This window comes from Kribbella sp. NPDC051952 (assembly GCF_040680855.1).
In the GTDB taxonomy this organism is placed as follows: domain Bacteria; phylum Actinomycetota; class Actinomycetes; order Propionibacteriales; family Kribbellaceae; genus Kribbella.
On the sequence record NZ_JBFAXQ010000020.1, the window covers coordinates 144,577 to 158,655 of the forward strand.

Consider the following 14,079-nt stretch of genomic DNA (forward strand, 5'->3'; position numbering starts at 1 on the left):
AAACCTTTCGGGGTCACAGGTGTACCTTAATGCGACGGGGTCGCAGATGGGAACTCTTCGCGCAGGGCCATGGCCGACTCGCGGCGGTCCCACGACATCGCCGACCACGGGACCGCGAGCTGGTCCAGGGAGTCGATCTCGCGCGGGCGCATCGATGCCATCGGCCGTGCCTCGGCGTGACGGGAGAAGGCGGACTCGACGTACCGGGTGCCGGTGTCCGCGGCGAGGAACACGTGCGTGCGGTCGCTGTTGCAGCCGTGCTCCCACAGCGCCGAGAGGTACGCCGCTCCCGCCGAGAGTCCCGCGAACACCCCAGAGGTCCGGAGCAGGTCCACCGCCGCCGACATCGCGTAGTCGAACGAGACCCAATGCAGCCGGTCGTACAGCTCGTGCCGGACATTGCGGAACTCGATCGAGCTGCCGATCCCCGCGATGATCATGTCCGGATCCTGCGTGTGCCCGGCGCCGAACGTGATGCTGCCGAACGGCTGCACGCCAACCAGGTTCACGTCCCGCCCACGCTCGCGCAGGTACGTCGCGATCGCGCCGGTCGATGCCCCGGTCCCGACCCCACCGACGAGACACAGCGGCCCGGCCGGCACCAATTCCGCGACCAGCTCGGCGACCGCGCCGTACCCGAGGTAATGGATGTCGTCGTGATACTGCTGCATCCAGTGGTACGTCGGGTTGTCGCGAAGGATCTCGCCGATCCGCCGGACCCGGAGGTTCTGGTCGAGTTGCAGGTTGTTCGAGGACGGGACCTGCTCGACCGTCGCGCCGAGGATCTCGAGCTGGATCTTCAAGGTCCGGTCGACCGTCGTGGAGCCGACGATGTGGCACTTCATCCCGTACCGATGGCAGGCGAGCGCCAAAGCGTGCGCATAGATTCCACTCGAGCTGTCGATCAACGTGTCCCCGGGCCGGACTGCCCCGGTCTCCAGCAGATGGCGTACGGCGCTCAGCGCGGAGTACACCTTCATCGTCTCGAACCGCAAGCAGATCAAGTGGTCGCCCACCCGGATCGGATCCGGGTCCTTGATGGCCTCCGCCAGGTGGTCGTGCAGTCGCGTCATCGGCGCGGTTCGCTCCTCGGTTCGGGAATCAACGCGGGCGGAGCTTCGGGGTGACCCAGGTGGACGGCCCTCACCAGCCGCCGGGTCAGTTCGGACACCGGTTGGGTCATCACGCGATCCGGTGGGCCTTGTTCGACCACGCGGCCGGCGTCGATCACCATGACCTGGTCGGCGAGGGCCGCGACCAGGCCGAGGTCGTGACCGATCCAGATCAGCGCCGTACCGCGGTCCTTGAGCTCGGTGAGCAGCTCGACGACGAGCGCCGTACCGTGATCGTCCAGGGCCGTGGTGATCTCGTCGCAGATCAGTACGTCGGGATGCGCGAGGACTGCCCGGGCCAGCGCGGCCCGTTGCAGCTCGCCGCCGGAGAGACGGCTCGGTGGACGGGCCGCGGTGATCGCGGCGACGCCGACGCGGGCCAGCGTGGCGACGGCTTCGGCGTGGGCTTCCTTGGGTGGCCGGCCGCGGAGGCGTTCGGCGGTGCGGGCGACCTGCTGATCGACCGGGCGGCGTTCGTCGAACGAGCCGCGGACCTCCTGCCAGACGTACTGGATCCGGCGATTCTGTTCGCGGGATCGCTTGCGGAGGACCGGGAGGGGTTCATCGTCAAGGAGGAGTTGGCCGGTGAAACGTTCGTGCAGGCCGGCCAGGCAGCGGGCGAGCGTGGTCTTACCGCTGCCGGACCTGCCGACGACGCCCAGGCAGGAGCCGGCCCGAACGGCGAGGTCGAGCTCGTGCAGGACGAGATCACGGCCTCGCGGCCGCAGCGATGCGGACAGGTTCATTGCCTGGAGCAACGGTTGTCCAGGGGTGGTGGTTCCCGTGGCGGGCAACTGCGGGGAATCCGGGATGACATCGGTGCCGATCACGTGGCCGGCGTCGAGTACGACGACCCGGGTCGTCAGGGCACGGACGAGGTCGAGATCGTGACTCAGCAACAAGATTCCCAGGCCGCCGGCTGTGAGCTCGCGCAACTCCTTGACCAGTTGCCACCGGGTGAGCGAGTCGAGGCCGGTGCTTGGTTCGTCCAGCACGAGTACCTTCGGCCGGCAGGTCAGCGCCTGAGCCAGCGCGACTCGCTGCCGCTGCCCGCCGGAAAACTGATGCGGAAACCTTCTCAGGGCGTTCCCGTCGACCTGGGCTGCTCTGACTGCCTCATCGACCACCTCTTCGCCAGGGTGATGCAGTCGCGCAAGCTCTCGCAGCGTGACTCCGACCCGCCGTGCTGGATTCAACGCACTGCCGGGGTGCTGAGGCATGTAGGCCACCACCCGACCTCGGATGTGCTGCGCAGCCGCCATCGGCCCGTTGCTGTCGACAACCACCCGGCCATCGACTTCAACGTGCCCGTCGAGCCGGACGCCGTCCCCACATTCCCCCAGCAAGCTGAGCGCCGACGTCGTCTTCCCTGACCCCGAGGCACCCACCAGCGCGGTGACTTCCCCGGCCCACACCTCGAAGGACACCCGGTCGACGAGAACCGAGGATCCGGCGGTTGCGGACAGTTGGCTGACCTGCACGATCATCGGGTTGCCACCACCAAGCGGCGGGCGTGGTGGACCAGGCGGTCGGCCAGGAGGTTGAAGCCGAGGGTGAAGGAGATGAGGAGAAGAGCGGGAGCGAGGACGGACCAGGGTTGGAGGAGGAGACCCTCGCGATTGCGGGAGACGCTGACGGCCCAGTCGGGGGCGGTGGGGCTCAGGCCGAGGCCGAGGAAGTTGACGGAGGCTACGAGGAAGACGGCGAGGGTGATGCGGGTACCCAGGTCCGCGGCTACTGGGCCTAGGACCGAGCGGCCGATGTAGCCAAGGTGGATGGGCAGCCAGGACTCACGCTGCATGCGGAGGGCTTCAACGACCGGCGAACTGGCGGCGTTGAGCGCCGCGGCGCGGACCAGCCGGGCGACGGTCGGAACGTTGACCATGGCAACAGCCAGCATGATCGCGTACGCCGACGCCCGCCACCCGACCGCAACCACACTGATCACCAGCAAGGACGGCAACGGCAGCAGTACGTCGAGCGGCCGGATCAACACCTCGTCCAGCCACCGATGCCTCGTGGACGCTGCCACCAACCCAACCAATCCACCCACCAGATAAGCGATGAGGACCGCCCCGAACGCCATCCCCAGAGCAGTCCGCCCACCCACCAACAGGAGGCCCAGCACATCCCGCCCCAACCCATCGGTGCCGAGGACACCGTCTGGCGCGTAGGGAAGGCCACGCCGGTCACGTGTCGGGACGAGGGGTCCGAAGATCGCAATGAGGAGCGGCACGAGGACAAGAACCGCCGAGACTCGCGCCTTCATCGGAGCAGCTCCGTGCGAGGAACCAACCGGTTGCACACCAGATCGGCTCCGAGGTTGATCAGGAGAGCGGCGACCGCGAGTACGAGCGTCAGCCCTTGGACGACCGGGACGTCCCGAGTCTCCACACCGTCAACCAGAGCGGTGGCGAAACCGGGGATCGCGAAGATTGCCTCGACCACCAGGACTCCCCCGAGCAGCGTGTCACCTGTCCGCGCGAGCTCCTGGACTCCGGGAACAGCAGCATTCGGAAGCACATGTCGCAGGAGGAGCTGACGCCGCGGGACCCCGAGCCGTCGCGCCTGTACGACGTACTCCGCCGAAAGCGCCGTGATCGTCCCGGCCCGCACCTGTCGCGACAACAGACACACAGTCCGCCCGAGCAGCACCGCCACCGGCAACACGAGCAACGCAGGTGATGCGAGGAGATCGCCACCGATCCACGTCGCCGGCAACCAACCTAACTTCAAGGAAAACAACGCCACCAAGAGCACCGCGATCACGAAGTCAGGGACCGCCGACAGCGCCAGCGTCACCGATGTGATGGCTCGATCGAGCCGACCGTTCTCCCGTGTCCCCATCACGATGCCCAGGGCAACGGCCAACGGAACTACTACCGCAAGCGTGGCCAGCGTGAGCACCAACGTCGCCCCGACCGAGTCCCGGACGATGTCGACCACCGGCCCACCGCTGATCGATGACGTACCCAGATCCCCCGTCAGCACCCCGCCGAACCAGTGCAGGAACCGTTCCACCGCAGGCTGATCGAGACCCAGCTGCGCCCGCATCCGATCGACCTGCTCCGGCGTGAGCGTCTCCGTGAAGCGCAGATCCGCCGCATCCCCCGGCAGCAACGACGTCAGCACGAACACGAGCACCGACAGCACAGCCAATTGAACGACAGCGAGTAGTGCTCGCTGTCCGGCGTACGACCGCATTCAGGCCAGCCACACCTTGTCGAACCGCCCGGAGTCCAAGGTGTTGGGCGGAACCGCCTGCACCCCTTGCACCTTGGCCGACACCGCGACCAGGTAGTCCGGCAGCCCCCACGCGATGATGCCACCGTCGTCCCGCAGTTCCTTCTGCAGTACGCCGTAGCGGGCCGATCGAGCCGCCTCGTCCGTCAGCACCTGCGCGGCGGCGAAGCCGGCGTCGAACGCCGGTCGCCGCCAATGCGTCACGTTGAACGGCGACCTCGTCAGCAGCCGATCGGTGATGTACTGCGGAATCGGCATCGCACCGGACCGATGGTTGCCGATGACACCCTTCGTCAGCAGGTCCTTCGCGTACGTCTGCGGACTCCCGGTGGTCACCTTCAGCTTCACCCCGGCCTCGCCGACCTGCTCGGCGAACAAGGTCGCGGCCTCGACGAATCCGGCCGACGCATCGGCGGTGAACAGCTCGACTTCCTTCCCGACCAGCCCGGCCTTCTTCAACAACGCCGTGGCCCGATCGACATCCCGCTCCCGCTGCGGCAACTCCGCCGGGTAGTACTGATATCCCTTCCCGAACAGATCGTTGCCTACGGCACCTCGCCCCGCGAGTACGACGTCCACCAGCCGCTTCCGGTCTGCGAGCAGCTTGAACGCGAGCCGGACATCCGGGTTGTCGAACGGAGCCTGATCAACCTTCATCACGAACGCCTGCATCGTGCTCGCCTTCGCGGCAACGATCCGCACGGCCTGCCCAGCCTCCGCGGTCCGCGCGAACGTCGCCGTCATGTCGTTCGCATACTCAGCCTGCCCACCCTGTACGGCGTTCGCCCGGGCCTCCGAGTCCGCGGACAGCACCTGCAGCTCCTCGATCCGCGCCGGCCCGTCCCAATATTCGTCGTACCGGCTGGCCACCATCGACCGGCCGGCCTCGAACGAGACGAACCGGAAGGCGCCCGTACCGACCGGCTTGGTCGGATCTTTGAAGCCGTCGCGGACGATCTGCGTACCGATCCCCGCCAGCAGCGCCGGGAACTCGGCGTTCGGCGCGGCCAGCACGAGCTCGACCGTCCGTGGGCCGATCGCCTTGCAACGGCGCAGATCCAGCGTGGCCAGGGACGACTGTGCGACCCGCTCGGGCGCGTTCGGATCGGCCATCCGCGCGAGGCTGTAGAGAACATCGTCGGCCACCAACTGGGCGCCGTCGTGGAACGTTGCGTCCTGCAACGTGAAGCGCCAGGTGATCGCCCCTGGGTCGTGTTCCCACTTCGACGCGAGCCGCGGAACCGGCTTCAGATCAGGCCCGAGCTCGACCAGCTTCTCGAACATCGCCTTATGCCGTGCGATGTCCACGAACAGGCTCTGCTCGTGCGGATCCAGGACCTCCTTCGCCCCGCCACCGGCGTACACGGCGCGCAGCCGCCCGCCCTGTTTCGGCTCGGCAACCGCCTCGCCGTCGGCCCCGCACGCGGTCAGTGCAGCCAGACCGACACCGCCGGCCAGGCCCAGGAAACCTCGTCTGTTCAGCGCGTCCGACATCCCACACATCCTCACGTTAGTGAAAACGGTTGTCAAATTCAGCGCGCATCCGAACGAGACGACTCTCATTCTTTCGACCCCGCCCCACCGCCCGCCCGCCGTAACGGCGTGTCACCGCTTAGCTACCCCTGGGTACGAGGAGTCACCACTGCGACCCGTCTCGACTAGTCGTCGCAGTCCGGGGTGGAGCAGGGTTCGCCGGGGATGTTGGTGGCGATGCGGTCGAGGAGTCCGGCCAGCTGGGTCTGTTCCTCGGCGGTCAAGTGATCGAAGAAGTAGGTGCGGACAGCGTCGACGTGGTCCGGCGAGGCGGCGTCGATCGCCTTCCGGCCGGCCGCGGTGAGGCGAACCATCGAGCCGCGGGCGTCCGAGGCGCACTCCTCGCGGCAGACCAGGCCGCGCCGCTCCATCCGGCTGACCTGATGGGACAACCGGCTGCGCTCCCAGCCGACCGACTTACCCAGGTCGCGGGTGCGCAGTACGCCGTCCTCGGCGACGGACAACGGATGCAGGAGCGCGTAGTCGGCGCCGGACAGTCCGGTGGTGCGGATCAGCCGGGCTTCGAGGGCACGCATCAGGTCGCGATGCGTGTCACGGTACGACTGCCACAGCCGCGCCTCTCGCGCGTCAAGCCACTGCGGTTCCGTCATCCACCCATTGTACGGACATCTGTTGACATGTCACCGACAAGCGAGTCATGGGGTGCGCGACAGGGCAATCGCGAGGCCGACCGTGGCGGCCATGATGAGTAGCTCGACGGCGGCCAATCGGCGGAAGGCTGCTGGGTTTCCGGTGGACAGTTCTGGGAGGGTTGCGCGGCGGTGCCACCAGCCGACCGTGACCAGGATGGCGAACGCGACTGCCTTCGCGAAGACCAGGGCGCCGTACCCGCTTGTCACCCACTGGGTGATCAACGCCCAGCCCTCCTGCCGCCCGCCGAGGTGGATCTCGGCGGTCAGCAACCCGGTGATTCCCATCGTCACCGCACACACCAGCGCGAGCGCGCTGAACAACTCAACCGCCTGACGCGAACGCGCATACCGCAGTACGCCGCCCAGTCCACCGATCCATGCGGTCGCCGCGAAGACATGCACCACCAGCGACGACGTAGCGAGCAGCGACCACGCGCTGGTGCGATCCAGCGCCCCATGACCGGTCAACAACGGCCCCGTCAGCGCAGCCGCCGTAAGCACCGCCGCAATCCGAGCACCCCGCAACGTACGGCAACCACTCAGCACAACAGCAAGAAACGCCGTGAGTACGACGGCAACCGCAAGAGCCCTGACCTGGTTGAGCTCGCTCGCCGGCGACGCATGCTCGGCAAGATGCGACAGCGGAATGCCAAGAATCACCGCAGCCGACGTCACCAGTCCACCGATGCTTGCCACAGCCCAAACCCCTGCAGCCAAAGCGGCATCCTGACAAGCCCGCAATGCAGTCGCACCGAGCTTCCCATCGGTCGCCGGCAGGAACAGTACGACGGCAACCACCGCCCCACCCGTCACCACAGCAGCCGCATCCGCGACGAACCGCAGCACCGGAACCGACCAGGACAAAGGCATCCCGGCCCCGAGCAGTCCGGCCGGCAACGGCTGCGGAGACCCACCCGCGGCGAGCAGGGCGACGACCATCACGACGATGCCCGCAGCAACCATTCCGGCGCCGATCACCCAGCTCTTGCTCAGGACCGGGCGGGCGGCGCCGACCTCGCGCTCGCTCATTGCGATGCCGGGCGGCGCCGTACGATCACGACGGCCAGGGCCACCACGACCAGCATGACCAGGCACATCGCGACGATGGTGACCGTGTTCGAGTTGTCCTTCGGCGGTGTGGCCGAGCTGCCGACCGGCTGGACGGCGGGGTGACCGGCGTGCGTCACGGTGAAGGACCCGACCACCGTGATCGGGTGGCCGTCGGCCGACACCACGCGAGCGTCGACCTCGTACTTTCCGGCCTCGATCATGGCGCCGACCGGCTGGGTCACCGTGTTGTCGACCACCTGCACGTCCCCGCTTGCGACGTTCGTACCGCTCGGTGCCTTGACCTGCACCTGGGTGCCGTTGCTACCGATCGGCTCGTTGAAGGTCAGGACGACCTTGGTCGGCGGCGCGGCCATGGACGACCCGTCGACCGGGGTCATCGACTCGAGTTTGGCGTGCGCCGCCGCCACTCCGGTGGAAACCACCAGAGCGAGCAGCGACGCCACCAGTACTGCGATCAAGCGGCGCACGGCTACGACTGCGCCTTTGCCGGAGCTGCCTTCCGCGGCCTCAACCCGAACGCGAGACCGAGCAGACCCACGAGCAGCCCGCCGCCACCGAGCCAGCGAGCCAGCGCATCGGAGGAGTCCTTGGTCTCGGTGGTGGTCGCGGCGACCGGAGTGATCGCGGCGGCCAGCTTCAGTGTCGGCGCCGGGTGCTCCGCCTCGGCGCCGTCCTTCGCGACGTCGGCCCACTTGACGACCTCGCCGTCGCTGTAGGTCTGGTCGGCGGGGAAGCTCAGCGCGTCCACACCTTCGGGCAGCTTCCCGACCGACAGTGAGAACTCGTCGAAGTCGTTCGGCGGGATCCCGGCCGTGGTAGCGGTCCAGGTGATCGTGGTGATCGCCTTGGTCAGCGTGACGTCACCGACCTTGACCGGAGCCGGCAGCTTCTCTTCCTTCTTGTCCACCTTCCAGCCGTCCTTCACCTGCGCACCGACATGCGCGAACGGGTGGTCCTTGGGCAGCGAGACGACGAGCTTGGTGGTGCTGGTGTTGTCGGACTCGGTCGGCACGCGGAAGACCAGCTTCGCGTACCCACCGGGCTTGGCGTCCGGCGAGGACACCGTGACATGGGCCGACGCCGAGGTGGCGGCACCGGCCAGGACGAGCGCGGACACAGCGGCGATCGCGCCGGCCCGCAGGACGAATCTCCTGGGCATGAGAGAACCTTTCGAGGGCGTACGAGTAACCCGGCCGAGCGGCCGGTCAGTTGACTAGGACTACTCGTACGACGGGAGGTCCACGCAGGCAGACGTTCGAGGTCAGCCACGCACCAACCAGCCGTGGCGGTGAAGTGAGACGCAGTACGGCGCCAACCCGCGGCACCACATGCACAATCGGCAACCGCGGCAGCAACCGGGCAAAAGCCCGCGTCACCCGATGAACCCACCGGTGGGCCCGGCTGATCGCCAGGACGCCCGCCAACAGGACAGCCAAGTGGGTGCCGGTCATGAACAGGCTGCTGCCGACCCCGCTCGGCATCGCCATCTCGTGGTCCATCGGCGGGTGGACCGCATCGAGCGTCACGTGCACGAACAGCTGCACCCCGGCCAGGACAAGGACCGTCAGCAACCGCTCCCCGGCGAGGTACTCACCGAGCAGCCAGCACACCCCGGCCAGTGCAGCCAGCGGCACCAGCACACCGAGCGGGACCGTGCCGCCACCGACGAGCACATGACCGACCACTGCGACCGCGACGCTCAGCGCCGCAACCACAGACGTCGTACTGCTCTCGACCGGCATGACCTTCTCCTCGCTCCAGTCACTCTACGGTCAGGGAGACAAACTGGTTCCCTGTTCACACGGAGTGCGGAAAAATGTTCCGTGCCGATGCAACCGATTGGTTTGCCAACGCGTTGGATCGACATGACTGGGGGTCAGCGCGGATGAAAGACGAGGTCGAGAAGGACTACGTCGACTTCGTCACCCATCAAGCTAACTCTCTGTGCCGGACCGCCTACTTACTGTGCGGAGATTGGCGCCGGGCCGAGGACGCGACCCAGGAAGCCCTGATCCGGCTGTACCGGGTCTGGGGCCGGATCCAGCGCAAGGGCGCGGTCGGCGCGTACGCCCGCAAGGTGGTGGTGTCGACCACCCTGGACGCGTTGCGCCGCAAGTCCAGCCAGGAGCTCGTCGGCGGTGAGGACTACTTCGCCGCCGAGGCCGACGGCTCCGATCCACTCGGCCTCCTCGAGAACCGGCTCGTCATCACCCAGGCTCTCGCCGAACTCCCGCCCCGCCAGCGGGCGTGCGTCGTACTGCGGTACTTCGACGAGCTCTCCGTCGAGGAGACCGCGGCCGCACTGGACTGCCGGCCGGGGACGGTCAAGAGTCAGACGATGCGAGCCCTGGAGAAGCTGCGCACCCATCCGGCCCTCCTCGAACTCTCGAACTTCGTGGGGCTGTCATGAATCCGGACCTGAAGATCCTGATGGATCGCGCGACCGATCGGCCGGTGCCGTTCACCCCCGATCCGGGCGCCATCCTCGCCGCCGGGCGGCGACGGCGACGCAACCGCCGGATCGTCGGCTCGATGGCGACCCTCGCCGCGGTCGCGGTGATCGCGGGCGGCGTCACGGTGGCCTTCGAGCTGCAGGATTCCCGCAGCGTCGCGCCGGCCACCCAGCCGACGACAGCCCAACTGTGTACGACGTCGAACGGCACGATGCTCCGTGACAGGGCCAACGGGTGGATCGAGGTGATCTCGGTCAGCGACAAGTACGGGACAGCCGCCATTCTGCGCGCCCCTGACGAGTCCCAGTTCGCCTACTGCGTGACGCAGTCGAAGGGCGATCCCACTGTTCCGCTCGGAGCCCGGGGCGGCGTACTGGTTCGCAAGGCCTCGATCGGCCCGGGCACCAGCGTGACCACCGTCTTCGGCCGTGCCTACGGTACGAAGCCGCAGACCATCGTCGAGACCGGCGACGGGAAGATCGGCAACGCGGTGGTGAAGTCGAGCTTCTATCTCTACCGGCACGTCGAGGCGCGGCCGTGGCCGGGCACGACGCCGACCGTCATCGCCCGGACGCTCGATGCGCGCGGCAACTTCATCTCCATCGGGAGATGGTGAGCCGACCGGTCGTGGATGATGTCCACATGGATGTAGCAGTACTGGAAATCGGGGGAAGCCACGTGACGGCGGCGGTTGTCTCGCCGGACGCGTGGACCGTGAACGTCGTGGACCGGGCGAAACTCGAATCCCAGCTGGCACCCGAGGCGGTTGTCGGTCAATTGGCCGACGCGGCCCGGAAGTTGCCGCTGGCAAATGGTCTGGCGGTGGCCCTGCCCGGGCCGTTCGACTTCGCCACCGGCGTCGCCTGGTATCGCAACCAGGGCAAGTTCGACCAGCTGTACGGCTACAACCTGGGTGACAACCTGAAGACCGAACTCAGGCTCGATCGCGTCATGTTCATGAACGACGCCGAGGCCTTCACCGTCGGGGAGTGGACCGCGGGCGAGGTCCGCGGCGTCGAACGCTGCGTCGGCGTCACCATCGGCACCGGCATCGGTACGGCGTTCCTCGCCGACGGCCGCGTGGTCCGCGAGGGCGAGACCGTGCCGCCCGGCGGTGAGCTCTACAAGACGTCGTACGACGGGAAGCCGCTGGAGGACTCGATCTCCGCCCGGGCCATCCAGCGCGCGTACCCGGGCAAGGTCCCGGGGGTCAAGGAGATCGCGGACCTGGCCCGCGCCGGGGACCGGGTCGCGGGCGACGTGCTCCTGGCGGCTTTCGGCGCGTTGTCCGCCGCCCTCAAGCCGTGGATCGATCGTTTCGGCGTGACCAGGACAGTGCTCGGGGGCTCGATCTCCGGTGCCTTCGACCTGGTCGAGTCGGTCTTCGACTTCCCGGTCTCCGCCACCCAGGACACTGAGCAGTCCGCGCTGATCGGTGCGGCCGCCCATTACCTGCGCTCGTCCTGAACTGTCCGCGGCTCTGGTTACGGTCTCCCCATGAAGATCGCTGCGCCGCGGCTGCGCGCCCACCTCGACCCCGCGTCGCCTGCACCTGACGACATCGACGACGAGGTGCGGCTGCTCGATCTTGCCTTGGAGGACGTGGACCTGAGCGATGTCGAGGCTGAGCACCTCGAGCTGAGCGGTTGCCGGCTGACCAGGTGCAAGCTCGCCGGTTCGGACCTGGACAAGCTGATCCTGGTCGACACCGAGCTGTCCCAGTGCGACGTTGCGAACGCGCGCTGGTCCGACGCAGTGGTGACGCGGGTGGCGATCACGTCGTCCCGGCTGACCGGGTTCGCCGGGCCGGGAATGAGCCTGCAGCACACCACGATCCGTGACAGCGTGCTGGACTTCGGGTCGTTCCGGTTCGCGAAGTTCGTCAAGGTCGAGTTCGCCGACTGCCGGCTGCAGAGCGCGGACTTCGTCTCCGCCGACCTGACCGGCACCGTCTTCCGCGGCTGCGACTTCACCGGAGCCGAGTTCTCCCAGGTCAAGGCGGCCAAGGCGGTCTTCGTCGACTGCATCTGGGAAGGCGCCAAGGGCCTGACCTCGCTGGTCGGCGCGACCGTGGCCGCCTCCTCCCCCATCGACACTCTGACCTTCGCCAGCGCGGTCACCACCGCCGCCGGCATCACCCTCACCCACCCGGACGAACTCGACGGAGCGTGAGCCTGCCCACGTGCCAGCGGTACCGATCGAGCCGCCCATTAGGGTGGGGCTGTGACTGACTCGACGATCATCTACACCCACACCGACGAGGCTCCGGCGCTGGCCACGTACTCGTTCCTCCCCGTGATCCAGGCGTACGCCGGTCAGGCCGGTGTCGGGGTGGAGACCCGGGACATCTCACTGGCCGGGCGGATCATCGCGCTCTTCGGCGAGTTCCTGACCGAGGACCAGCGGATCGCGGACGCGCTGTCCGAGCTCGGCGAGCTCGCCAAGACGCCCGAGGCGAACATCATCAAGCTGCCCAACGTCTCGGCCTCGATCCCGCAGCTGAAGGCCGCGATCGCGGAGCTGCAGGCGCAGGGCTACGCGCTGCCGGAGTACCCGGACGAGCCGAAGACCGACGCCGAGCGGGAGATCCAGACCCGCTACGACAAGGTCAAGGGCTCCGCGGTGAACCCGGTGCTGCGCGAGGGCAACTCCGACCGCCGCGCGCCCGCCTCGGTGAAGAACTACGCGAAGACCCACCCGCACCGGATGGGCGCCTGGACGGCCGACTCCAAGACCAACGTCGCGACGATGGATCAGGACGACTTCCGCTCCACCGAGAAGTCGGTCGTGATCGAGTCCGCCGGGTCGCTACGGATCGAGCTGGTCGGCGACGACGGCACCACGACGGTCCTGCGTGAGTCGGTGCCGGTGCTGGCCGACGAGGTCGTCGACGCCTCGGTCATGCACGTCGCCGCGCTGCGCGAGTTCCTGACCGCGCAGGTCGCCCGGGCCAAGGCCGAGGACGTGCTGTTCTCGATCCACCTGAAGGCCACCATGATGAAGGTCTCCGACCCCATCGTGTTCGGACACGTCGTACGGGCGTTCTTCCCGGAGACCTTCGCCCAGTACGGCGACGTCCTGGCCAAGGCCGGCCTGACTCCGAACGACGGGCTCGGCGGGATCCTCAACGGCATTGCATCGCTGCCGGAGGGCGCCGAGATCAAGGCCTCGTTCGACGCCGAAGTGGCCGCCGGCCCGGCGCTGGCGATGGTCGACTCCGACAAGGGCATCACCAACCTGCACGTCCCGTCCGACGTCATCGTCGACGCGTCGATGCCGGCGATGATTCGTACGTCGGGGCACATGTGGGGACCGGACGGCGCCGAGCACGACACTCTCGCCGTACTGCCGGACAGCAGCTACGCGGGGATCTACCAGGTCGTCCTCGACGACTGCCGCGCCAACGGTGCGTTCGACCCGGCCACGATGGGCTCGGTCCCGAACGTCGGCCTGATGGCGCAGAAGGCCGAGGAGTACGGCTCGCACGACAAGACCTTCGAGATCCAGACCACCGGCTCGGTCCGGCTGGTCGACGAGGCCGGCAACGTCGTACTCGAGCAGGCTGTCTCGGCGGGCGACATCTTCCGCGCCTGCCAGACCAAGGACGCGCCGATCCAGGACTGGGTCAAGCTGGCCGTGAACCGCGCCCGCGCGACCGGTGACCCGGCGGTGTTCTGGCTGGACGAGACCCGGGCGCACGACACCCAGATCATCACCAAGGTCCAGAAGTACCTGTTCGACCACGACACCGAGGGCCTGGACATCCGCATCCTGGCGCCGGTCGACGCGATCAAGTTCTCGCTCGAGCGGATCCGCCGGGGTGAGAACACGATCTCGGTGACCGGGAACGTGCTGCGTGACTACCTGACCGACCTGTTCCCGATCCTCGAGCTCGGCACCAGCGCGAAGATGCTGTCGGTTCGCGGCGCTCCTCGCCACCCCGTTCTTGATGACAGCCGGGAACGTCGCACCCAACTCCCCGCTCCACCCGGCCTCTTTCACCAGCCGCGCCAC

At 67.8% G+C, this 14,079-nt stretch carries 15 protein-coding genes; 5 read left to right on the forward strand and 10 right to left on the reverse strand.

Translation table 11 applies throughout. The annotated features are described in order from the left end of the window. Nucleotides 1-26 precede the first annotated feature (26 nt). The 10 genes from AB0L70_RS31040 to AB0L70_RS31085 all read right to left on the reverse strand — a co-directional run bounded on the left by AB0L70_RS31040 (nt 27) and on the right by AB0L70_RS31085 (nt 9,354). Nucleotides 27-1,073: a pyridoxal-phosphate dependent enzyme gene (locus AB0L70_RS31040; protein WP_363690316.1), complete on the reverse strand. Its 1,047-nt coding sequence runs from the start codon at nt 1,071-1,073 to the stop codon at nt 27-29. After that, nucleotides 1,070-2,599, reverse strand: a complete 1,530-nt coding sequence (locus AB0L70_RS31045) for an ATP-binding cassette domain-containing protein (RefSeq protein ID WP_363690317.1) — start codon at nt 2,597-2,599, stop codon at nt 1,070-1,072. The genes AB0L70_RS31040 and AB0L70_RS31045 overlap by 4 nt, the downstream gene beginning before the upstream one ends. Further along, on the reverse strand, nt 2,596-3,381 hold the full coding sequence (locus AB0L70_RS31050; RefSeq protein ID WP_363690318.1) for an ABC transporter permease subunit: 786 nt from the start codon (nt 3,379-3,381) through the stop codon (nt 2,596-2,598). The genes AB0L70_RS31045 and AB0L70_RS31050 overlap by 4 nt, the downstream gene beginning before the upstream one ends. Beyond that, nucleotides 3,378-4,316, reverse strand: coding sequence for an ABC transporter permease (locus AB0L70_RS31055; protein ID WP_363690319.1), 939 nt, complete (start codon nt 4,314-4,316; stop codon nt 3,378-3,380). The genes AB0L70_RS31050 and AB0L70_RS31055 overlap by 4 nt, the downstream gene beginning before the upstream one ends. Beyond that, nucleotides 4,317-5,849, reverse strand: a complete 1,533-nt coding sequence (locus tag AB0L70_RS31060) for an ABC transporter substrate-binding protein (RefSeq protein WP_363690320.1) — start codon at nt 5,847-5,849, stop codon at nt 4,317-4,319. A 164-nt stretch (nt 5,850-6,013) separates the two neighbouring features. After that, a complete protein-coding gene (locus AB0L70_RS31065; RefSeq protein ID WP_363690321.1) occupies nt 6,014-6,499 on the reverse strand; it encodes a MarR family winged helix-turn-helix transcriptional regulator in 486 nt (161 codons plus the stop codon). Nucleotides 6,500-6,544: 45 nt separating this feature from the next. Further along, complete coding sequence (locus AB0L70_RS31070) at nt 6,545-7,570, reverse strand: CopD family protein (protein WP_363690322.1); 1,026 nt, start codon at nt 7,568-7,570, stop codon at nt 6,545-6,547. After that, a complete protein-coding gene (locus AB0L70_RS31075) occupies nt 7,567-8,079 on the reverse strand; it encodes a copper resistance protein CopC (RefSeq protein WP_363690323.1) in 513 nt (170 codons plus the stop codon). Before AB0L70_RS31075 ends, AB0L70_RS31070 begins: the two co-directional genes overlap by 4 nt. Nucleotides 8,080-8,081: 2 nt before the next feature. Beyond that, a complete protein-coding gene (locus AB0L70_RS31080; RefSeq protein ID WP_363690324.1) occupies nt 8,082-8,771 on the reverse strand; it encodes a YcnI family protein in 690 nt (229 codons plus the stop codon). A 46-nt stretch (nt 8,772-8,817) separates the two neighbouring features. Next, nucleotides 8,818-9,354 carry a hypothetical protein gene (locus AB0L70_RS31085; protein WP_363690325.1) on the reverse strand — a complete coding sequence of 179 codons (537 nt, stop codon included), beginning with the start codon at nt 9,352-9,354 and terminating at the stop codon, nt 8,818-8,820. Between the two features lie 143 nt (nt 9,355-9,497). On the opposite strand from AB0L70_RS31085, the gene AB0L70_RS31090 reads away from it, so the two are divergent. The 5 genes from AB0L70_RS31090 to AB0L70_RS31110 form a co-directional block, all read left to right on the forward strand. Continuing rightward, entirely contained in the window at nt 9,498-10,022 is a 525-nt protein-coding gene (locus AB0L70_RS31090) for a SigE family RNA polymerase sigma factor (protein ID WP_363690326.1), read from the forward strand. Further along, nucleotides 10,019-10,681: a hypothetical protein gene (locus AB0L70_RS31095; protein WP_363690327.1), complete on the forward strand. Its 663-nt coding sequence runs from the start codon at nt 10,019-10,021 to the stop codon at nt 10,679-10,681. Before AB0L70_RS31090 ends, AB0L70_RS31095 begins: the two co-directional genes overlap by 4 nt. Before the next feature lie 26 nt (nt 10,682-10,707). Then, the gene (locus AB0L70_RS31100; RefSeq protein ID WP_363690328.1) at nt 10,708-11,532 is read left to right on the forward strand and encodes an ROK family protein; all 825 of its coding nucleotides are present in this window, start codon (nt 10,708-10,710) and stop codon (nt 11,530-11,532) included. Nucleotides 11,533-11,562: 30 nt separating this feature from the next. Continuing rightward, the gene (locus AB0L70_RS31105) at nt 11,563-12,237 is read left to right on the forward strand and encodes a pentapeptide repeat-containing protein (protein WP_363690329.1); all 675 of its coding nucleotides are present in this window, start codon (nt 11,563-11,565) and stop codon (nt 12,235-12,237) included. A gap of 51 nt (nt 12,238-12,288) precedes the next feature. Beyond that, a partial coding sequence (locus AB0L70_RS31110) for an NADP-dependent isocitrate dehydrogenase (RefSeq protein ID WP_363690330.1) occupies nt 12,289-14,079 on the forward strand: 1,791 nt, incomplete at its 3' end.

Coding starts and splice junctions, on each gene's coding strand:
- AB0L70_RS31040 (WP_363690316.1), bottom strand. CDS start 1,073: ATGACGCGACTGCACGACCACCTGGCGGAGGCCATCAAGGACCCGGAT.
- AB0L70_RS31045 (WP_363690317.1), bottom strand. CDS start 2,599: ATGATCGTGCAGGTCAGCCAACTGTCCGCAACCGCCGGATCCTCGGTT.
- AB0L70_RS31050 (WP_363690318.1), bottom strand. CDS start 3,381: ATGAAGGCGCGAGTCTCGGCGGTTCTTGTCCTCGTGCCGCTCCTCATT.
- AB0L70_RS31055 (WP_363690319.1), bottom strand. CDS start 4,316: ATGCGGTCGTACGCCGGACAGCGAGCACTACTCGCTGTCGTTCAATTG.
- AB0L70_RS31060 (WP_363690320.1), bottom strand. CDS start 5,849: ATGTCGGACGCGCTGAACAGACGAGGTTTCCTGGGCCTGGCCGGCGGT.
- AB0L70_RS31065 (WP_363690321.1), bottom strand. CDS start 6,499: ATGACGGAACCGCAGTGGCTTGACGCGCGAGAGGCGCGGCTGTGGCAG.
- AB0L70_RS31070 (WP_363690322.1), bottom strand. CDS start 7,570: ATGAGCGAGCGCGAGGTCGGCGCCGCCCGCCCGGTCCTGAGCAAGAGC.
- AB0L70_RS31080 (WP_363690324.1), bottom strand. CDS start 8,771: ATGCCCAGGAGATTCGTCCTGCGGGCCGGCGCGATCGCCGCTGTGTCC.
- AB0L70_RS31085 (WP_363690325.1), bottom strand. CDS start 9,354: ATGCCGGTCGAGAGCAGTACGACGTCTGTGGTTGCGGCGCTGAGCGTC.
- AB0L70_RS31090 (WP_363690326.1), top strand. CDS start 9,498: ATGAAAGACGAGGTCGAGAAGGACTACGTCGACTTCGTCACCCATCAA.
- AB0L70_RS31095 (WP_363690327.1), top strand. CDS start 10,019: ATGAATCCGGACCTGAAGATCCTGATGGATCGCGCGACCGATCGGCCG.
- AB0L70_RS31100 (WP_363690328.1), top strand. CDS start 10,708: ATGGATGTAGCAGTACTGGAAATCGGGGGAAGCCACGTGACGGCGGCG.
- AB0L70_RS31105 (WP_363690329.1), top strand. CDS start 11,563: ATGAAGATCGCTGCGCCGCGGCTGCGCGCCCACCTCGACCCCGCGTCG.